Raw genomic sequence first — 22,442 nt, 5'->3', positions numbered from 1 at the left:
ACAATGTTTACAAAAATTAAAAATATCAAATTACTGGTATTAGCGTTCTGCGCTTTTACCCTACAAGTTACAAGTCAAGAAGTTAAATCGAGATTACAGGGAATGGTAGACATTCCGATTCCCGGAGCATCTTTCAGCATGACTTATGATCCAAAAGGCGGCCCATTAGAAAACGTTAAAAATATCAGCGGTTATGCTTATGTTTTCAATGATTACAGATGGGAAATCGAAGACCTGAAAATGAAAAAAAATGGCGCTGTTTACAGCGCCGATTTTACAGTTCCAAAAAACTGTGCATTTATGGCCTTCAAATTCTACGGCAATACCGAAAATGGCTTAGTTACCGATACTAATCAGGATACAGGATATATGCTGGTGGCTTTTAAAGAGCCTAAAGTAAAAATGCCGGGCGCAGATTTAGCATGGGCGACTTTTAGAAATAAGGATTTCAACGGTCAGTTTGGCGGTTATTTCAAAGATTTTTCTATTGATGGAGATGCTACAGAATATTGGTTAAAAAAGGAAGTTTCAGCTAACGGAAATAGATTTCCTGAGTTTTTTGACACATACTTCGATGTATTGAAAAAACAAAAACCTGAAAAGTTTCAGGAATTGGGAAGCAAGTTTTTAGCCGACTTCACAAAGAATATGAAAGGACTTCCTGAAGAAGTGTACACAAAAGTACACCACATTTATTTATTTGATCTGAAGAATAAAACAAAAGCAGATTCTCTTGAAGCAGTAATCGAAAAACAATTTCCAAAAGGAAGCCATGTAAGATTCAAAGCATATCAAAAAATTATGCCTATTCAGGATGCTGCAGAAAGAAACAAAGTAATCAACCAGTTTTTAGCTGATTTTCCAAACAATTCGGAAGTTCCGCCACATCAAAAATATTTTTATGACAATATCGTAAAAATGCAGTTTGGCTACTATTTCGAAACGAAAGATTACAAAACCATTTTGGCAATGATTCAAACAATGAATTTTGCTAATTTAAATGATGCTTACCACCAGAATATTTCGAAAGCATTATACTTAAAAGTAGTTGATCCTGCTGTAATCGAAACTATGGCAGTGCCAATGATTCAGCAAATGCAGCAAAAAGTAAATGACATGTCTTATATGTCAGGACTTTACTGGTCGCCAAATCAGGCAACAGAAAATGCAAAAACGCAGCTTGACAACGAATTGGTAATTCAGATTCGTATGTACGATATTTTGAAAAAATACAAAGAAGTTTTAGAAACTTTTGCTTTGCTACCATTCGAAAAACGTTATGAAAAAGCAAGTATCAACGATATTCACATCAAAGCTTTAGAAGCATTTAATAAACCAATTATTGAGGTTCTGAAAAATGCAGCAAGAGCCAATACTTTATCTGAAGGAGCAACCGCAAAACTGAAAGAATTGTATTTGAAAGAAGGCAAAAAAGAAGCTGATTTCCCTGCATATTTAGAGCAATTGAAAAAAGAAAACAAAGCGGAAGAAAAAATAGCCTTAATTGACATCGCTGCTCCTGCAATTAAAGTGCAGTCTGCAGACGGAAAAACAAAAGATTTGGCTTTAAACAGTGGTAAAATCATTGTAATTGATTTCTGGGCAACCTGGTGCGGGCCTTGTAAAAAAGCGTTTCCAGCTATGCAGCAATTGGTAAACAATTTTAAAGAAGACAAACAAGTTGAAATTTATTTCATTAGCACTCAGGAAACTAAAGAAGGCTACAAAAAAGAAGCTTTGGCTTATCTAAAAGAAAAAGGTTTAAAAATCACTACTCATTTTGATTTAGTTAAAAAAGGAGGCGGTACAAATAACGCTTCTTTTACCAACTATGCTCAAATCTTTAAATCAAGCGGTATTCCAAGAAAAGTAGTGATAAAAGATGGAAAAATCCGTTTTACATCTGAAGGATATTCTGGAAATCCGGGACAATTAGTGGACGAACTTACAAACGTTATCAATACTTTGAAAAACGAATAATTGCTTCTTGAAAATCAAAAAAAAATTATGAAAAAAATAGTTTTACTATGTACACTCGCTTTGAGTGTACATAGTTTATCTGCACAGAAAAAAGCAGTAGACGAATCGGCTTACCAATCTTGGCAAAGAATTAACTCTAAAGCTTTGTCATACAACGGAAAATGGATGTCGTACAGCACTGTTTTTCAGGATGAAGAAAAAGAAAACAAAAAACAAATCATTATTCAGGAAGCTCCAAAGGGAAAACGTTTGGTTTTAAATGATATTAATGACTTAAAATTCATCGGGAAAAAAGACTGGATTCAGTACAGTAAAAACGATAGTACGCTTTTGCAAAATTTAAAAACAGGCGTTAAAAAGCTTTGGAAGAGCAAGCATTACACCAATGCACTTGAAGGAACCGATTTCTTGTACTATACTCGTCCTGAATCTCAAAAAGGAGAATTCTTCTTGCAACGTTTGGTTTGTTATAATTTAGAAAGTAATGACAGTACTTTTGTAAGCAACATTAAGTCGTCTCGTTTTTTAAAGAACAAATCAATCGTGTATGTTCAGATTGAAAAAGATCAAATTTTCCTAAAACATGGAGCAATCGGTGGAAAACAAGAAATTGTTTACAGCGGAAAAGCATCAGATTTTGGAGATTTTCAATTAAATGATAAAGAAAACGGCGGTACTTTTACTTTAAAAGGAAACAACAGTTCCGATTTTAATATGGTTTATTATTTTAATTTGAGCAACAATTCGACAAAAGTCTTATTTAATTATGATGAGATTACTTTAAACGATTCCAATTTTTCGATTTCAAAAACCGCTTATGGTTTAAACGAAAACACTCGTTTTGTTACTTTATTAGTAAATTCGAATAAACGCCCGGAAAATACACAGATTGCAAAATCAAATGTTGAAATCTGGAGATCCAATCAGGGAACTATGGAACGCAGACAGGAACTATTGAGAAGTTCTAAAACACTTCCAAGCGAACAGAAATTCATTTATGACATCCAAAACAAAAAAGTAATCAAAGTCGCTTCAACAGGCGAATTTGATCAGGTTTTAATTCCCGAATCTGGTAATTTTAAAGGTGTTTTTGCGATTGATAAAAAACCGTATGCAGTAGAAACCGACTGGACTTTTAACGAACGCAACGATATATATTGGATTGATGCTACAACAGGAAAATCTACAAAAGTATTGACAGCCGTTTTTGGAAATCCAACTTGGAATCCACAGGGAAGTTTTGCTGTTTATTATGACGAAAAAGAAAAAGTATGGACTGTTTTTGACCCTGCTTCTATGCAATTTAAAAACATTAGTGCTCAGATTCCTTTTCCACTTTCAGATGATAATGTAGACATGAAATCGGCTAATACAGCTTACGGAATTGCAGGCTGGTTGAACAACGGAAATACAGTTGTTTTGTACGATCAGTTTGATTTGTGGGCTATTGATCTTACAAATCAGAAAAAAGCGTATTCTCTAAGTCAAGGTTACGGAAGAAAAAACAAAGTGGAACTTCGTTATGGAGAAGAAGGTTTTATAGGCAATTTAGACCAAAAGAAAATAGTTACTTTAGTTGGCTTTGATTTCGATCATAAATCTAAAGGCGTTTACCAATTAAATAACAATAATTCAGTAACAAAAATATTTGCAAACCCTGATTACAGCGCAAGAATTGAAGCCGTTTCCGGAGATAATTCTAGTGTTTTATTTTCAAAATCAAGTTATACGGTTTTTCCGGATTTATGGTGGGGAACATCAAGTTTTGGATCACAATCTAAAATAACAGATATCAATCCGCAACAGAAAGATTATGCCTGGGGAACTGCAAAAGTATTGACCTGGAAAAGCTTTAACGGAAAAGAAAATCAAGGAAACTTATATCTTCCGGACAATTACGACAGCAAAAAAACATATCCTGTAATTGTTCATTTTTATGAAAAACACACTACAGATTTTACTACCTATCAACAACCGGAAGTAAGTTCTTCTAACATTAATATCCCAACCTATTTAAGCAGAGGTTATATCGTATTTCAACCAGACGTGCATTATGTTTACGGAGATGTCGGCAACAGCGTTTACAACGATGTTATGAGTGGTGTTGAATATTTAATTGCAAACGGTATTACTGAAAAAGGTAAAATCGGAATTCAAGGACATAGTTTTGGCGGTTACGAAACTTCTTTCTTAACCACTAAAACAGATCTTTTCACTTGTGCAATTGTAGGTTCTGGCGTAAGCAACTTTACTGCCAATTATCCTGTTATGAGATCGAATGGTATTTCAACCATGTTTAAATACGAAGCCGATCAATACCGTATGGGAAGTTCAATGCATGATAATTTGGACGGATATATTAAAAACTCGCCTCTATTTTCTGCGAAAAACATCAAAACACCAATTTTGATTTTCCATAATGATAATGACCGCGCAGTTCCTTATCAGGAAGGACAATCTTTATTCTTTGCACTTCGTCGTTTAGGAAAACCTGCTTTATTAGTAAACTACAAAAAGGAAGGACATACTTTAGACGATGCTGCCAACAGAAAAGACTGGACACTCAAAATGCAACAGTATTTTGATTACTACTTAAAAGCTTCCGCAAAACCAGACTGGATGTAATTGTATTAAAATTATTAAACACATAGAAACATAGATTTTTCTCCTTTTTTTAAGAGCAAAGAAGAAGCTAGCTTCCACACATAGGATACTATGTGAATTGATTCAAGTGAAACGCCTTTTATAAGTTTGTGAACTATGTTTCTATGTGTTTAAAAAAACTGTTGTTTGAGGGTTTCTTACGAGACCTTCAAATCAACAGCAGGGACTACTTATACCCAATTCCAACTAAAATTCAATCAAAAAAAAAGAACAATAACGATCAACAATGAAAGCAAAATTAATTTTAGCGCATTTTCTTTTCTTGGGTTTAACTCAGGTTTCGGCGCAGTTTAAAACTACTTTTCCATTGCCCAAAGAAGTGGCGCACGGAACATTGCCAAACGGAATGCAGTATTTCATCATGCATAACGAATGGCCAAAAGACAGAGCCGATTTCTATTTCGTTCAAAATGTCGGAGCAATTTTAGAAAACGACGATCAGGACGGATTAGCTCACTTTCTGGAACATATGGCTTTTAACGGAACAGAACATTTTAAAGGAAAAGGTATCATCAACATGCTGGAAAAACAAGGTGTTTCTTTTGGAAAAGACATCAATGCTTACACCGCTTACGATGAAACCGTTTACAACATCAGTAATGTTCCCGCTGACAACAAAACTTTATTAGATTCCTGCATGTATGTTTTACATGATTGGTCCGGTTCTCTGCTTTTGGCAAATAACGAAATTGATGCTGAAAGAGGCGTAATTCGTGAAGAATGGCGCACCAGAAGAAATGCAGATTACAGAGCTGGAGAAAAAATCGACAAAGTAGTTTTTCAAGGTTCAAAATATGCTAAACGAAATGTAATTGGTGATTTGAATGTCATCAACAACTTCAAATATCAGGTTTTAAGAGATTATTATAAAAAATGGTATCAACCGCAAAATCAGGCTGTCGTTATCGTAGGGGACATTGACGTGGCGTTAATCGAAAAAAGGGTTAAAGAGATTTTCGGTTCGATACCTACTCCAAAAAAAATCAATAAAAGAGAATACGAAAAAATTCCGGTGCTGAAAGAAAACCGTTATGTACTGGCAACCGACAAAGAATTACAACGTTCTGGAATTTCGCTTTCGTACACTATGCCAAAACCATTGGTGCAAGATGAAGCTGAAATGACCAAAAGCATGCAGGAAAGTCTGGCTATGCAATTGATGAATATTCGCTTTGGAGAATACATTATCAACAATGAAACGGCTGGTTTATCTTTTGGAGTTTCAAATAATAATCTTTCGAGATTAGACAGTAAATTTTCATTGAATATTACACCTAAAAAAGGCAAATTTTTAGAAGCTTTTTCAGAAGCCTACAAAGAATATGAAAGAGCCATTCAAAACGGATTTACACAGCAGGAATTAGACCGTCTAAAAACCAAAATGCGCAGCAGTTATGACAATCGTCTGGCAAATAAAGACAAAATCAGCAACGGATCCTGGGCAGAACAATTACAAATGTATTTCTTAGAAGCCAATCCGGTAATGACAATGGATGAGGAATACAAATGGATGAACAGCTTCTTAGATAAAGTAACATTACAGCAAATTAATACTGCTTTTAGAGCTTTAGAACCGAAACAAAACTTAATCTTATCGGTTTCTGCTCCAGAAGATGCCGCGACTAAATTTCCAGAAGCAAATGATTATTGGAATGCAATGAAAACCATTTCAAACAGCAAATTAGAACCTTACAAAGAAGAAGAATTAACAGCTTCTTTAGTGAAAGATGATTTGAAGGAAAAGGCAATTCTAAAAACAAGCGACATTAAAGCATTCGCGAATGCAAAACAATATACTTTGGCAAACGGAGCAAAAGTGATTATATATCCAACTACTTTAAGCAAAGACCAAATTTTATTTTCAGCTTACAGCGCTGGAGGAAATTCGCTTGTGGACTGGCAGGAACTTCCATCAGCACAGATTGCAACGGCTGTAGCTTCCTATTCTGGATTGGGCGATTATAAGTTTACCGATTTAAAAAAGAAACTTACAGGAAAAACGGCTAGTGTTAGTCCATATATTGGAGGTTTATACGAAGGTTTTAATGGAAGCAGCAACAAAGAATCTTTAACTACTTTATTGCAGTTGACTTACCTTTATTTCCAGCATCCAAGATTTGATACAACCACTTTTGATAAAATCAAAGAGCAATATCAAAACAAATTGAACAACGCTCACAACAGCAATGAAAAAGCTTTAAACGATACGATTTCGGTTTTAAACACGAATTACAGCAAACGCAACTGGTTATTAAATCAGGATTTCATCAATGCTTTTGATCTGAATAAAGCGAAGAAATTCTACACCGAACGTTTTTCTAATGCAGGAGATTTCACTTTCTTATTTGTCGGAAATATTTCTGAAAAGGATATCGCTTTAATTAATACCTATTTAGGTAATATTCCTTCTGCTCCAAAAACAGAAAAATACGTGGATCATAAAATTTTCATGAAAGAAGGAAAGACTGAAAAAACGATTTTCAGAACAATGGATACGCCAAAAACAACGGTTTATCTTCATTTGGAAAACAAAGACGTAACTTATTCTAAAAAGAACAAAATATTAAGTTATATGGTTTCTGAATGGCTGACCAAACGTTATTTGGAAACCATTCGTGAAGAAGAAGGCGGCAGTTACGGCGTTCAGGTTGGAGCAAACTTATCACAGTCTCCTACTCCATTATTTTCATTAGAAATCAATTTTGACTGTAATCCGGATAAAGCTGATGCTTTAGTAAAAATTGTTCATGCTGAACTGGCAAGAGTACAAACCGAAAACATTCCTGCTAATATGCTGGAAGACATTAAACAATCAATCATCAAAAATCATCAGGAACAAATTAAAGAAAATAGTTACTGGCTAAGCGCGCTGACATCGTATGTTCGAAACGACGAAACACCTTTTGACATGGAACTTCTTAAAAACACACTAAGCACAATCACTGCAAAAGATCTAAAAGAATTTACAGTAAACGCTTTGAAAAAATCCAACAGCGTAGAAGTGCTGATGAAAGCAAAGTAAGAATTCATTTTAGACCACATTAGTTTCAAGGTCTAAAATATTCTTATCGATTTTTTTATTTTTTTTATTTTAATTAGTTTTTAAAGGCTGTCCACAAGACAGCCTTTATTACTTTAATCATTTTCGTTTATTACTAATTAAAATTATCATTTCTATATCCAACCATCATTCCGTAGGAATGTTTCGTTGGTAGAAAAAAATATAGACATGCCAGATTTTCGTTACGTAGGAACGTTTAATTTATACGTTTTTTTGCCAAAATATCATACGTTCCTACAGAACGTAAAACAATCATCATCATTTATTCTACCGATGAAATGTTCCTACGGAACAAATAATCATAAAAACAAACTGGCTTTTGGGAAAATGAATTCCGTAGGAATGAAAAATATTGTAGCAACGGATTTCAATCCGTTGAGAAAAATTATCGCAATCAAATGAGTTCCATAGGAACGGCTCATTTCTCTGCGAAATATGGAATTTTGATTATATTTGAGAAATTAAACTTCCAAAAAAGCTCCATAGAAAATGAGCAAAATTTACACCTATACGCTAGAGCATCATAAAAGTTTGTTTACAGACGAAAACGACAACAAAGACTATTTTTATGTACAAATCGAAGAGCATCCGTACATTGATATTCCGTATCGGGCTGAAAGTTATGCAATTGAATTTTTGAAAAAAGGAAGCATTATATTGCAGACTCGATTGGATAAAATCGTGATTAAAGCACCGGCAATATTGGCTCTTGGCCCCAATGTTATTAGAAGTTTCAGCAAAGACAGTGAGAGCATTTTAATGGATATTATATTTTTTAAACCAAAGTTTTTTCTGGAAACTCAAACCAATGTCTTTTTTCTTTCTCAATATGATTTTTTTGAAAACAGTGAAATGCACGTCTTTCCTTTAGAGAAAAAGAACAAAACCAAATTCGAACAGCTTTTTAGCTTAATTCAGGAAAATCTTCGAACAGATCATTTTCATCAGGCTTCTATTCTCAGAAGTTATTTGTATGTTTTGATATTTGAACTGGATTCGATGAAAAAAAATCTTCCGCAAAAAGAAATTCAAAATCCTTTGTTTGAAAAATTTAAAGAACTTTTGGTCAAAGATTTTATCCAACATCGTGCTCCGTCGTATTATGCGGAAAATCTGAATGTGACGCGAAAATACCTTTCGGAGGTGATTAAAAATAACAGTGGCAAAACAACCCGCGAATGGATTGATGAAATGATAATTTTAGAAGCCAAAGTACTGCTTCAGAATAAATCATTAACCATTAATCAAATCAGCGATACACTACATTTTTCTAATCAATCTGTTTTTGGTAAATTCTTTAAAAACTATACTAATCTTTCTCCTTTGGAATATCGAAACGGTATCTAGAAAACCGCCTTTCTGACGAACATTTCAGACTTCTCTACCTTTCTTTACAAAAGAAATAACTGCAGTTTTGTATTGAAATTCAATACCTGAAAACATGTCTAAAAAAGCACAATTTGTAGTTATAATTATTGATACAGCTACCGATATGGAAGCTAAAGCCAAAAAGTTTTATTCTAATTTATTTTTATCCGAAGAAATTGGCGAACAATACGTTTCTGAAAAACTTTCTATTTCGGAACTTTTTAAAGTGCAGAATGACTTTAATATTGAAGTTTTGATGATTCACGAAAATGAAACTTCATCTTCTTTTCTTCAATTGAATTCTTCCCGAATTTTTAATGAGAAAATAGAAGCTTCAAAACCAATATGCATCGAACATATCGTTCATTTAGATGTTGAAGAAATTCAGCTGCTTTTTAATCGTGCTGAAGAAATCGCCAAACAAAGAAAACACGATTTTATTTGGGTCAAAATCTTTGAAACTGATTTGATTTTGAAAGATACTTTAATTGAAATGGGCTATATAATATTCAATTATTCTGAAGCTGTAGCTGAAAATCTTCCTGTAAAAAAACTTTTCTTAAAAAAGGAAATCCATTAAATAAAAAAACCTGCTGGATGTAATTGATTCCAGCAGGTTATTATTCTTCAAGAGCCATTAACTCTAATTTGGTCGCGCCATTCTTATATAAGATTCAATTATTTAATTTCTTCCCATTTGCCTTCAATAAAATCGGCTGAACGATTGCCACGTGAGCTTTTTTCATCCTGATAACTCATATAAACGACAACACTCTTTTTATCAACATCTATAACTTGGCTTACCGTTATGCCGTCTTTTTCTATCCAATTAATAAAAAATAAGGAGTTTCCAATTTTTTTACTGCTTATTTTTTCATCTCCTTCCAGTATTTTTCCTGAAGAATCAACTGTTTTCCAGTGAAGTTCATTTTCAGAAATATAACTTACTTCTGCCTCAAACTCGGGATAAATGAGTTTTGCTTTTTTACCTGCCAAAGTGACTATATTAGAAGTATTGCTAATCTCTTTTGCTGTAACTTCTTTCTCATTTGATTTTTTATCACAAGAAACTGTAAACACCATTATCAGGCATAATACGCTTAGTACTTTTTTCATTTTTAATAAATAATTATAGTTTTTTATATAATAAGACTTTAATTTTCTAAACAAATATAGGCCAAAATAGAAAACATTTTAACCTAGAGATCATAACTGCTCTGCGGCCATTAATTCTAGTTTGGCTGTAATGATTGCCAGATTATCTTCTAACAAAACGCGTCCGTCGCGCCATTCTTTTTTATCAGATCCTGTTGATACTCTAAAAATAAAATCGCCTGTAAAAACATATTCAGTAGTTTCTCTTAAACCGTTTGCTGTAATTCGCTTTAAAGCTTCTCTTAAATCTACTTTAATTTCAATTCCGTTGCTGAAAAAAACAGTATCAAAACCGTCTCCACTTTTTCCAAATTTATGACCGCGGTATTCTATCAATTTTATAAAAGCGTCCATAAATAATAAAGCCCGATTTATACTGTCAACAGAAATATTTAAGTCTAAAACATTAGATTTAGGTTCATAAATCCCATCGTTTAATGCTTTACTGATCCAATGTTTTTCTGTTGTTTTTACAATAGTAACAGGATTTTTCAGCTTTTTAGAAACTTGTAAAGGCGCGTTCCCGTCACTTTTTATTTTTCCAGCCAATTCTTGTAAAGGTGTGGGTTTAGAAGTAGTTCTAAACTGCATTTCGTACCTTTTTTTGAAAATACTAATTTCATTATTTCCTTTATAGTCTAAAGTTAATTTTGGAGTATTTATTCGCTTGTATTCAGGTCTAGTCCAATGTTTGGTTTTAGGAAGCGGAATTTCCAATTTAGTACAGGCATTTTTGATTCCCATCGTAGAAATTTCATAATGTTTTGCAATTTGTACAAGTGGAAATTTCCAAACTAAACCATAAAGTTCTGAACGGGTAAAAGTAATTTTGTCCATCTCAATAATTCAAAATCAATTAAAACACAAATTCACTACCTCTAAAGTTTCCTTACAGAGATAGCGAATTGTAATAAATTATTGGCTTCTACTCTACACCGCCTCCTAAGGCACGGTATAGATTAATTGCAGCATTTAGTTTTTCCAGTTTTATGGTCACGACATCGAGATCATTTTGCAGCGAACTATTTTGAGCTGTTATCACTTCTAAATAATTTGCCATACCACTTTTGTAAAGTAATGAAGCATCAGAAGTGGCTTTGTCTAAAGACGTTGCTTTTTCTTTGGCTAAAACAATTCTTTCATCAGCATATTTTAATCTTGACATTGCATCGTTTACTTCGCCAACAGCTGTTATAAAAGACTGTTTGAACTGAATTGCTGCTTTTTCCTGTTCTAAAACTGCCACTTCATAAGCCGTTCGTAATGCTTTCTTTCTGAAAATAGGCTGCGCTAGATTTGCTGCAATAGTTTTAGTAATCGATCCCGGGAAATCAAACCATTTTTCAAATTCAAATGAATTCACTCCAATTGACGGATTTAAACTTAAAGTTGGATACATCGCTGCTTTTGACAAACCTGTTTTTGCTGCAGCCGACATTACAGCATATTCGCTTGCTTTTACATCCGGTCTTCGGCTTAAAAGCGAAACTGGAATTCCTGTTGGAAAAACAACATTTATCTCAGCGGCATCAATATTTCCTGCACGTTCTATGCTGTTTGGATATTCGCCACACAAAATCTGCAAAGCATTTTCCTGAACTGCAATATTCGCTTTCGCTAAAGGCACTAATAATTCGGCTGTTTTCTTTTGCGCTTCTGTTTGGTTTACTGCCAAAGAACTGATGGACCCCGAATTGTACTGCAGCTTCATCATATCCAAAGTACTGGTACTCAATTCAATATTTTTCTCTGCAATTTTAAGCTGTTCATCTAAACCTAAAAGATTGTAATAAGCCTGTGCCACCTGAACAATAATTCTGGTTTTTAATGCCGAAAGATTTTCTTTCTGAGCGAAATAAGCTGCTTTAGCATCTCTTTTCTGCATGGCTGCTTTCCCCCAAATATCAACTTCCCATGAAAGACGCAGATTCGCACTGTAATCATCCATATAATCTTTACCAATAAATTGAGCACTTAATGAGCCGTTTAAAGAGTTTTTTGATTGATACGAACGGCTTGCTCCTGCATCAAAATCAAGTGTTGGAAGTAAGGACAGCTTGGCTTGTTTGTAACTAAGGTCAAGCTGTTCCATACTTTTCACTGCAACAAGCACCTCGTTATTTTTAACGAGGGCTTTTTCAATCAAATTAACCAACAAAGGATCTTTGTAATAGCTTTTCCACGGCAGTAAAACCGTGTCTGCCGTAACCGCAATTTCTTCACGGTATTTTTCCGGCGCTTTTAAATCTTCTCTGGAATATTTTTTTCCTACCACGCACGATGTCATGATCGTTCCGGTAAGTAAAACAATTCCAATCTTATATAGTGTTTTCATTATTATTCTTTTATCGTTTGAACTTCAACTGCAATTTTCTTTCCTGATACTTTTTCTTGTAAATACTGGAATACAATGAAAAGCAACGGAATCACGAAAATTCCCAAAATAACACCGCTCAACATCCCAACCGCAGCGCTGACACTAATGGATCTGTTTCCGACAGCAGTTCCTCCAGAAGCAAACATTAACGGAATCATACCTACAATAAAGGCCAATGAAGTCATAATAATTGGTCGTAACCTTGATCTTGCTCCTTCGATTGCTGCTTCGACAATACTCAATCCGGCTAAACGTCTTTGAAGCGCAAATTCCACAATCAAAATGGCGTTTTTAGCGAGCAATCCAACCAGCATGATTAATCCGACCTGTACGTAAATATTGTTATCTAAACCAACTGCTTTTACTCCAGCGAAAGCTCCTAAAATTCCTGTCGGAATTGAAAGTAAAACGGCCAATGGCAACAAATAGCTTTCATATTGTGCAGCCAATAAGAAGAAGACAAACAAAAGACATAATCCAAAAATGGCAACAGTCTGGTTTCCTCCTGCTTTTTCTTCCAGACTTAAACCTGTCCATTCGTAACTATAATCAGCTGGAAGTTTATCTAAAACTTGTTCTAAATTCCCCATAATCTGACCGTTACTATAACCTGGCAATGCCATTGCTGTAATATTTACCGAATTATAAAGGTTATATCGGTTTACCGATTCTGGCCCGTATACTTTATGGAATTTCACAATTGATTTTACTGGAACCATCTGCATATCCGCATTTCTAACGAAAATCTCATTAAATGCATCCTGATCCATTCTGAAAATTCCGTCAGCTTTTACATTCACTCTGTAGAACTTCCCAAATCTTGTAAAATCTGACGATTGATCTCCGGCAAAATACGTCTGAATGTTTCCTAAAAGGTCTTTAACATTCACTCCCATTTGGCGGGCTTTGTCTTCATCAACTTCCAATTCCAACTGCGGATAATCGGCTCTAAAAGTCGTATACGCATATTGAACGCCCGGTTGCTGCATAATTTGTCCGATTACTTTATCCGACATTGCTTTTAAAGCTTCCGGACTTCTTGCCATTCTGTCCTGCAACACAATTTCGGCACCACTCGTTACACCAAATCCTTCAACAGGCGGCATTCTGAACACCATAATCGAACCTTCTTTAATTGCCGATAATTTGCCTGTAACACTGTTTAAAATCTGATCAATATCTTTTACTGCGCCTCTTTCTTTTTTAGGTTTTAATTTGATAAATCCTAATCCGTAAGCTGTACTGGCACTGTTACTCAAAATATTAAATCCGGTAATGCTGGTATTGACATCGATTGCTTCTTCTGTTTCTAAAATTTTCTCCATTCTTTGTACCACTTCAGTCGTACGATCAAGAGCCGTTCCCGGAGGCATCGATAAACTGTACACCATAAATCCGTCATCTTCTAACGGAACGAAACTTTTTGGTGTTGACATCATCATATAAACTGCAAGAGCTGTTATTCCTGTAACAAATCCAGCTGCAATCCATTTTCTTCCGATAAGGAAACGAACGCCTTTGATATATCTTCCCGTAAAATTGTTGAAGCTTGTATTAAATCCAATGAAAAAACGATCTTTAAAACTGGTTTTATGCTCGTGATTTCCATGTTTATCTCCATGATTTTTTAGCAGAAGCGCACATAATGCAGGAGTTAACGTCAAGGCATTTACAGCCGAGATGATAATCGCAATGGCTAATGTATAAGCAAATTGTTTGTAAAAAATTCCTGAAGATCCCGTCATAAATCCAATCGGAATAAACACCGCCGACATGACCAAAGTAATCGAAATTACAGCTCCCGTAATCTCTGCCATCGCACCATGAGTCGCTTCTTTGGCTGAAATTCCTGCATCTTCTTCCATTTTACTGTGAACGGCTTCAACGACGACAATCGCATCATCGACCACAATTCCAATTGCCAGTACCAAAGCGAAAAGCGTTAGAATATTAATGGTAAATCCAAAAACCAATAAGAAGAAAAACGTTCCTACAATCGCTACTGGCACTGCAATAGCTGGAATTATAGTCGAGCGAATGTCTTGCAGGAATATAAATACTACGATAAATACCAGAATAAAAGCCTCAAATAAAGTCGATTTTACTTGCCCTGTTGCTTCGTCCAAACGCTCTTTGGTACTCATTACATTTACGTATTTAATACCTGGAGGGAAAGATTTAGACAATCTTTCTACTTCTTTATTAATCCCGATTTCAATATCGTTTGCATTAGAACCTGAAGTCTGTAAAATTGCCATCGTAACGGCATTTTTACTATTCGATTTATTGTCTCCGCTATACGAAATAGAACCAAATTCAACTCTTGCAACGTCTTTAAGTCTTAGAACATTACTTCCGTTGTTTTTAACTACAATATTTTCATACTGCTCTGGTTTGTTCTTTTTTCCTTTGTAACGAATTACATATTCTAAAGCTGCTTTGGATTCTTCTCCCAATTTCCCTGGAGCCGATTCTAAACTCTGTTCTGCAATTGCCTGCGTCACATCTGAAGGAACTAATCCTGCATTCGCCATTTTACGCGGATCCAGCCAGATTCGCATCGAATAATCTTTTTGTCCGAAAATCTGAACCTGCCCCACTCCGGGAACACGTTTCATTTGAGGTACTAAGTTGATATTAGCATAATTCTGCAAAAATAACTCATCATATTTAACATTATCTTCAGTGTATAAGTTGAAGATAACGATCATACTATTTTGCTGTTTCGAAGTCGTAAGTCCCATACGAATAACTTCTTGCGGTAATTTTGGCGTAGCCTGCTGTACTCTATTCTGTACGTTTACTGCTGCCTGATCTGGATCAACACCTTGTTTAAAAATGACACTGATCGAAAAAGATCCGTCGTTACTCGCAGTAGACTTAATATACTGCATATTTTCAACTCCGTTAATCTGTTCTTCTAATGGCGTTACCACCGAACGAATAACGGTTTCACTGTTCCCTCCCGGATACGAACCGCTTACCATTACAGTTGGCGGCGAAATATCAGGGAATCTCGTTACCGATAATCTCGTAAGACCTATAATCCCCAAGATTACCAATACAATAGAGATAACTGTGGCCAATACCGGCCTGTCTATTATTTTCTTTAACATGGAAAATGTTATTATATGTTTAAATCAAAAATTATTTGCTGCTTACGGCTTTACCAGCGGTTTTAGGAACCACTTCCATACTGTCATAAAGAACATCTATAGAATTTAAAGCCACTTTGTCCCCAGATTGCAATCCAGCTTTTACGAAGTAATCTGATCCGGCACTTCCAGCAATTTCAATTGGAACCATGGCTACTTTATTCCCTTCTTTCAAAACAAAAACGAAGAATTTATCCTGAATGTCTTTTACACTTGCCATCGGAACTGTAATGACAGATGACAAACTTTTATTCAATACAATTCTTGCCGAACCTCCTGAACGCAATATCTTCTTCGGATTTGGGAAAATCGCTTTTAAAGCAATTGTACCTGTTGCACGATCAATATTTCCGCTGGCTACTTCCAGTTTTCCTTTTTGATCGTATTCGCTGTCATCGGCCATAATTAAACTTACGGTTTGATTGGCTTTTGAATCTTTAGAAAAAGCTAAATAATCGGCTTCTGTAAGAGAGAAATACACAAATACATTGTTAATTTCAGAAAGTGTTGTTAACGGAACGGCATCGTTTGGCGTTACTAAGTTTCCGACACGATTAGGAATACGGCTAATATAGCCGCTTACAGGAGCTTTGATCAAAGAGAAATCGGCATTTAACTGAGATGATCCTAAAGCGGCTTTAGCCTGTGCTACTTGTGCCGTCGCAGCTTCTAAATTAGCCTGTGCTGTTTTTAACTGCATGTCAGAGAAAACTTTTCCGTCCACAAGCGGTTTGATTTTTTCTACTTCCAATTTGGCATTGGCCTGGTTCGCCAAAGCGCTTTTGTAAGCGGCACGACTGTTGTTTACCTGCTCGGCATATACATCGCCTTTAATTTTAAAAAGGGATTGTCCTTTGTTTACATAATCTCCTTCTTTGACATAAATAGCTTCAAGATATCCTGAAACCTGTGCTTTTATATCAACGTTTACAGTACCTTCGACTGTTGCTGGATATTTTTTTTCCACATCTCCTGTCACTGAAGTGGTCTGCAGAAAGTCAACTTCCGGCTTTGGAGGTGCCATCTGGGCATCCGCACTTTTCCCGCAGGAAGAAAAAGAAATTATAATCAATAAAACCGCAATCCTGCCAATTGCTGTGTTATTTTGAAAAAACTGTTTTGTCATTTTACTTTTCATTTTAAATGAATTACCTCATATTTGGCCGCAAAATAACAGCTCAAAACCGCTTTTTTAGTGGAGAATTTTACCCAAACGACATTTTTTGATACTGAAACGTATGGGGTGTTTTTGCCACAAAGGCACTAGGGCACAAAGTTTTTTTTTAAAAGATTGTTGGGAGTTTTTAATCTCGCGAAGTCGCAGAGTCGCAAAGCTTTTTTTGCCACAGATTTAAAAGATTAAAAGATTTCTTTATGCATATTGCGCAGATTTTAAAGCAATGTTTGTCATCCTGACGGAGGAAGGATCTCCGAAAGTAGCTCTACAAAGTTTTTTTGTCACAGATTAAAGGATTAAAAGATTTCTTTATGCAGGTTGTTTAGATTTTAACGCACCGTTTGTCATCCTTACGGAGCAAGGAAGAATCTGCACAAACTGAATCTCCAACTTTTGTAGAGCTACTTGCGGAGATTTCTCGCTACGGTCGAAATGACATACTAGATTTTAAAAAAATAGGATTTTAAAAAAAACTTTGCGCCCTAGCGCCTTTGCGGCAAAAAAACTTAGCAACTTTTTCATCGATCCATCCACTGTTTAAAAAATGGTGTCTTCTCACGACTAATAATCACTTCTCTTTCAGGATCAAGTTTGAGTTGGATTTTAAGTTTTGCATTGAAGTAGTTTGCAATAGATTTGATACTTTCTGCACGGATAAAAAACTGACGGTTTGCCCTAAAAAAGATAGTAGGATCTAATTCCTGTTCCAGTTCTTCCATCGTTTGTGGAATCGAAATAATTGTTCCCGATTTTAGAAATAAATTACTCGTTTTAAACTCCGAATAAATGAAATCAATATCAGAAACATCTACACTTTTATAACCGTCACGATACGTCACCAAAAAGCGTAATCTATAAATTGGTTTATGAATAAGGTCTTTTAAAATTCCAGCAATATTAGAAACACTGGTTTCAGTTTTAGATAAAGACTTGAATTTTGTTAAAGCAAATTCCAGTTCGGCTTTATCAATGGGTTTCATCAAATAATCAATGCTGTTGACTTTAAAAGCGCGAATCGCATATTCGTCATAAGCTGTTGTGAAAATAACGGGACAAGTGATATTGATTTCATCAAAAATTGAAAAACTTAATCCGTCCGCTAAACGAATATCTAATGTAATTAAATCGGGTGCGGGATTTGATTTCAACCAGGCAACCGTATCGACAACAGTATCAATGATTCCTAAAATTTCACAATTAGGTTCGAGTTCTTCCAACAGTCTTTTTAAACGGCTGGCGTTTATACTTTCATCTTCTACAATTAAAATTTTCATAACACTTCAATTAATGGCAGACGTACTTCATAAAAGTCGTTTGATTCTTTGAAAACAGGCATTTTTTCAGATAAAATTTTATAACGAAACTCAATATTTTTATTTCCTATTCCGGTAGAAACCAGACTTTTTCCTGCTGTTCGCTGCAGATTGTTTCGGACAATAATATCATTCGAATCACAAAAAACAGAAATAGTCAATGGATTGGCTAAAGTCGCCATATTGTGTTTTACAGCATTTTCGACCAACAATTGCAATGTTAAAGGTGGTAAATGCAAAGACAGACACGAAGGTTCAAGATCAATTTTAAGATCAATTTTATCGCCCAGTCTTTTCTTTAGCAGGTAAAAATAAGCGTTTAGAAATTCAATTTCTTCTTTTACAGTAATAGTATCTTTATTCGAGTTTGAAATCATATAACGATACACTCTCGTAATATTTTCTAAAAACGAAGCGGCTTCTTTTTGATCTTCATAAATAAGCTCTGTCAGGGTACTGAAATTATTAAAAACAAAATGTGGATCTAACTGCATTTTTAAGGATTCCAGTTTCGAACGCGTAACAGCTTCCTGAAGTTCTGAAGCTTTAATTTTTAATTCGGCTGTTTCTATAGCATTTACACGCCAACGGTTTAAAAGAAATATACCGGTATGAATGGCGCTGATAAAAAGAGAGATAATGGCGGCCATAATTTTGGACTGCCAAATGGTAACTAAATCATTTTCTTCTAAAGCTGTGCAGGGATAGAGATAATCCCAAAGACAAGAGAAAAAGTAATTTAAAAGTATATTTCCGGCAATTAAACAGATAAACTGCGCTATTGCTCTAAAAAAGGGATTTTGCTCCCAACGTATATAATTGTTTAATTTTCTGCCAACAAAAAGCGTCAGCTCTGTAAGGATTGCACAATACAGTAAAATAATAAAAATATCAAAAGTCTGGTCCAGATCAAGCAGGCTTTCTTCTTCAAAATTTCTATAGGGATTTAAGAAATAATAAGAAGACAAATACACTAAAAAAACCGCAGGAATTACTATAACTCTGTAATATTTATAGAAAAAGTTCTTCCCTGATTTTTTATTTTGCTTCTGTCTTCCCATTAAATCATCTCTATTTTGAATCGAAAATCTGCGTGGCCAGATTTAGTGTGCCACCAGAATTTCTTCTGCTTTCGAATCTTTAGTTTTTCGAACTATTTTTTTTTCACGCATTACTCCCCATTTCAAACAAGTAGCTCCCCATGAAAATCCTGCACCAAAAGTGGTAATCAATAAATTCTGACCTTCTTTGAAATCATCCTTGAAGTCCCATAAACACAAAGGAACTGTTGCAGACGTTGTATTTCCGTAACGATCTATATTTACCTTCACTTTATCGAAATCAATATTTAAACTTTCCCCTACAGCAGTAATAATTCTCAAATTTGCCTGATGTGGAATTACCCAGTCAATTTGGTTTGCTTCTAATTCATTTTTAACCAAAGCATCCTGAGAAACCTGGCTCATAGCGGCAACGGCTCTTTTAAATACAAAAGCTCCGTCTTGTTTTAAATAATGCGTTCTGTGCAAAAGACTTTGCATTGATGTTGGATTTCTTGAACCTCCGGCTGGTACAGCCAAAGAAGAAACACCGCTTCCGTCAGTTTTCAGAATCGTTTTCATTAAACCGTAATCAGATTCTGTTTTTTCTAACAAAACTGCTCCTGCACCATCTCCGAAAAGGATACAAGTATTGCGGTCTTCATAATCTACGATAGAACTCATTTTATCAGCTCCAACGATAATTAATTTTTTATAACGGCCGCTTTCGATCATGTTTGCTCCCATTTCCAGCGCGTATAAAAATCCGCTGCAGGCTGCATTCATGTCGATTCCAAAGGCATTTGTCAGACCGCTTTTCTCGCACACAATACTCGCTGTTGGTGCCAAAATGTGATCGGGAGTTGCTGTTGCTACAAGCAAAGCTTCAATTTCGCCACGATCTACATTATAATTTTTAAATAGGTTTTCAATTGCAGCAGCGGCAAGATCAGAAGTTGCCGTTTCGTCGTCTGCGATTCTTCGTTCTTTGATTCCAGTTCTTTTAATGATCCATTCCTCCGATGTATCAACCGTTTCTGAAATCTTTTTATTGGTCAGAATTGATGATGGTACGAAACCACCTATAGCTGTAATTACTGCGCTCATTTGTTTTTTGTTTTTTTAAGCTTTGTCCTCTCAAGAACCCAATGCTTATACCTTTTTTCTTCTTTTAAGCAATTCTCTATCGTATATTGAATTAACAAAATACTTTTTTAGAACTGACAACAGGAAACCATAACAGCATCCATTAAAAGCGGATTAAATCTACTGACAATAACTATTTTTGAGAAACTATCGTTTACAAACTCAACCATTATAAAAAATCCAACCAAAATAAATTAAAATCCTACACAAAGTCTTTCTCGGTGTTACTCGGTATAAAATCTTAATTTATTTTACTTTTAAAATCATACAATGTGTTTCTGTTTGTATATAATTCCAATTATAGCTGTTGCCCTTCTGATAAAAAAACTATCTGCATTAAGTTTTTAAAGTGCCACAAAATTAATTTAAAAATATCTTAATCAAGCAGGGAATTAAGAATAATTAACAAAACCAGCTAAAATGTTAAAATATATTTTTGATATCGGACAACAGACACTAAAAATTATAGAATCCCTAAAATCAAAAAAAATCTGTTAAAATTTATTTTGATAAAATTTCTTCAAAAAAACCTTGTAATTTTTATATCATTACTTTTAAATCAAATTAATTTCTAATAATTCGGAAACGACAATAAAGGAATATCAAGTCCGGCTGCCAAAATCCTCGTTTTACTTCTGTGTACTAAAGAATCCCAAAAACCATATTTTTGCGGTACCATAATCAAAAGATCGGCTTCATAGTTTTTAATTTCCTTCTTTATTTCGTTAATTACTGCATTCGATCTTACGCTTTTATACAAATATTTAACATCTTCAAATTCTTTTTCGATATTCGAATTCATTAAAATTCTGTGTTGCTCTTCTTTCAGATCATCCAGTTTTTCGTCTACACTGAAAAATTCGATTTCCGCTCCAAAATCACCCAAAGCATTTTTAATCCAGCTGAATTTTTTAATCGCCGAAAAACTTAGGCTGTCGCAAGCATATAAGACCTTTTCTATCTTCAGGAAACGTGCATTTTGAGGAACTGCCAAAACCGGAATATGGAGGTTTTTGATTGCTGTTGTAGTTGAATTCCCTAATAGTTCCTGCTCAAAAGAACGCTCTGCCATTCCCATTACTACTACATCTGCTTTTGTCTGTTCAATAATTCTTGGTAATTCGTCCTCCAGAAAAGAATAAGTGCAAATGGCTGACGTTTCAATTTTAAATGAATCGGCTGTTTCTTTGGCCAAGTTTTCCAGTCTGGAAATCGCTTTTTCAATTTGCTTCTGCATAGCATCTGCGGTTATATGCGAGTTTGCACTGTGCACACTTAAAGAGAATGAATTAAATAAAACTAATTTTGCTCCTGTAATCTTGGCAAGTCCTGCAGCATAATTTACTGCATTGCTAGCAATTGCAGAAAAATTGGTCGCGGCGATTATAGTTAGTTGTGGAATCATATAATAGTAATTAAACTTTTTTTTGCAAAATTGGCTAATTAAACACTTGTTTAAGTTTTTAAATTACTGAAAGATCATTTTTTAAGCCCCAACCGTAAAAATTCGTTTCTGAAAAAACAAGCTTTCCTTTTTTGTTTAGTACTTTAAAAAACAAATAAAAGAATAGAAATCCAGGTTTTAATATTTTGTAATTTTAACTAAAAAATCTGATTTCATCCTTTTAAGCAAGGTGCCGAAAACTTTAATTTAGAACTTAACCACTATCGACTTGAAATCCAAAGGTTTGATTGGCAGACTTAAAGTCTAAAAGGTTGTAAAGCTTAATTTCAATCACAAATTACACAAATTTTCGCAAATTAATTTGTGGAAATTTGTGTGATTTGTGGTTAAAAACTTTTTAGAAGCTGAAAGCGAAATGTACCAAAGTACTTAGTTTAAACTATTTTTCAGACCAATAAAAAAAATTTCTTTACCTCAAAAAGCATAAATAATCTGTTGGTTAAAAATGTATAAATAAATTTTATGAAAAAAGAAATTAATTAGGAAGGCGAACTAGACGAAAAAGTGGTATTTCGGGATTTCCGACTAACCTCTTTTCATG

The 22,442-nt window shown here is 34.7% G+C and carries 14 protein-coding genes; 5 read left to right on the top strand and 9 right to left on the bottom strand.

Features of this window, described 5'->3' with window-relative positions; translation table 11 throughout:
• Positions 1 to 3 precede the first annotated feature (3 nt).
• The 5 genes from ACFS3A_RS08630 (at position 4) to ACFS3A_RS08610 (ending at position 9,653) form a co-directional block, all read left to right on the top strand.
• Positions 4 to 1,980, top strand: a complete 1,977-nt coding sequence (locus tag ACFS3A_RS08630) for a TlpA family protein disulfide reductase (protein ID WP_379824981.1) — start codon at positions 4 to 6, stop codon at positions 1,978 to 1,980.
• Positions 1,981 to 2,007: 27 nt separating this feature from the next.
• Positions 2,008 to 4,605 carry an alpha/beta hydrolase family protein gene (locus tag ACFS3A_RS08625; RefSeq protein ID WP_379824980.1) on the top strand — a complete coding sequence of 866 codons (2,598 nt, stop codon included), beginning with the start codon at positions 2,008 to 2,010 and terminating at the stop codon, positions 4,603 to 4,605.
• A gap of 265 nt (positions 4,606 to 4,870) precedes the next feature.
• The gene (locus ACFS3A_RS08620) at positions 4,871 to 7,666 is read left to right on the top strand and encodes a M16 family metallopeptidase (protein WP_379824979.1); all 2,796 of its coding nucleotides are present in this window, start codon (positions 4,871 to 4,873) and stop codon (positions 7,664 to 7,666) included.
• 528 nt (positions 7,667 to 8,194) lie between these two features.
• On the top strand, positions 8,195 to 9,052 hold the full coding sequence (locus tag ACFS3A_RS08615; RefSeq protein WP_379824978.1) for a helix-turn-helix domain-containing protein: 858 nt from the start codon (positions 8,195 to 8,197) through the stop codon (positions 9,050 to 9,052).
• A gap of 94 nt (positions 9,053 to 9,146) precedes the next feature.
• On the top strand, positions 9,147 to 9,653 hold the full coding sequence (locus tag ACFS3A_RS08610) for a hypothetical protein (protein WP_379824977.1): 507 nt from the start codon (positions 9,147 to 9,149) through the stop codon (positions 9,651 to 9,653).
• Positions 9,654 to 9,751: 98 nt separating this feature from the next.
• Here ACFS3A_RS08610 and ACFS3A_RS08605 read toward each other — a convergent pair whose 3' ends face one another.
• From ACFS3A_RS08605 to ACFS3A_RS08565, 9 genes are all read right to left on the bottom strand, one after another.
• Entirely contained in the window at positions 9,752 to 10,189 is a 438-nt protein-coding gene (locus ACFS3A_RS08605; protein WP_379824976.1) for a MoaF-related domain-containing protein, read from the bottom strand.
• Positions 10,190 to 10,279: 90 nt separating this feature from the next.
• The gene (locus tag ACFS3A_RS08600) at positions 10,280 to 11,065 is read right to left on the bottom strand and encodes a hypothetical protein (protein ID WP_379824975.1); all 786 of its coding nucleotides are present in this window, start codon (positions 11,063 to 11,065) and stop codon (positions 10,280 to 10,282) included.
• A gap of 88 nt (positions 11,066 to 11,153) precedes the next feature.
• The gene (locus tag ACFS3A_RS08595) at positions 11,154 to 12,563 is read right to left on the bottom strand and encodes an efflux transporter outer membrane subunit (protein ID WP_379824974.1); all 1,410 of its coding nucleotides are present in this window, start codon (positions 12,561 to 12,563) and stop codon (positions 11,154 to 11,156) included.
• 2 nt (positions 12,564 to 12,565) lie between these two features.
• Positions 12,566 to 15,721 (bottom strand): efflux RND transporter permease subunit, encoded by a 3,156-nt coding sequence (locus ACFS3A_RS08590; RefSeq protein ID WP_379824972.1) that lies wholly within the window; start codon positions 15,719 to 15,721, stop codon positions 12,566 to 12,568.
• Between the two features lie 31 nt (positions 15,722 to 15,752).
• Positions 15,753 to 16,886 (bottom strand): efflux RND transporter periplasmic adaptor subunit, encoded by a 1,134-nt coding sequence (locus ACFS3A_RS08585; RefSeq protein ID WP_289659031.1) that lies wholly within the window; start codon positions 16,884 to 16,886, stop codon positions 15,753 to 15,755.
• Positions 16,887 to 17,455: 569 nt separating this feature from the next.
• Entirely contained in the window at positions 17,456 to 18,211 is a 756-nt protein-coding gene (locus ACFS3A_RS08580) for a LytR/AlgR family response regulator transcription factor (RefSeq protein WP_379824971.1), read from the bottom strand.
• A complete protein-coding gene (locus ACFS3A_RS08575; RefSeq protein WP_379824970.1) occupies positions 18,208 to 19,311 on the bottom strand; it encodes a sensor histidine kinase in 1,104 nt (367 codons plus the stop codon). The genes ACFS3A_RS08580 and ACFS3A_RS08575 overlap by 4 nt, the downstream gene beginning before the upstream one ends.
• A 42-nt stretch (positions 19,312 to 19,353) precedes the next feature.
• Entirely contained in the window at positions 19,354 to 20,397 is a 1,044-nt protein-coding gene (locus tag ACFS3A_RS08570; protein ID WP_379824969.1) for a beta-ketoacyl-ACP synthase III, read from the bottom strand.
• A gap of 610 nt (positions 20,398 to 21,007) precedes the next feature.
• Entirely contained in the window at positions 21,008 to 21,841 is an 834-nt protein-coding gene (locus ACFS3A_RS08565) for a universal stress protein (protein WP_379824968.1), read from the bottom strand.
• Positions 21,842 to 22,442 lie beyond the last annotated feature (601 nt).

This window comes from Flavobacterium notoginsengisoli (genome assembly GCF_042686225.1).
GTDB lineage: Bacteria > Bacteroidota > Bacteroidia > Flavobacteriales > Flavobacteriaceae > Flavobacterium > Flavobacterium notoginsengisoli.
Note: the sequence above shows the minus strand (reverse complement) of the source record. Positions and strands in the feature narration are given on the sequence as shown.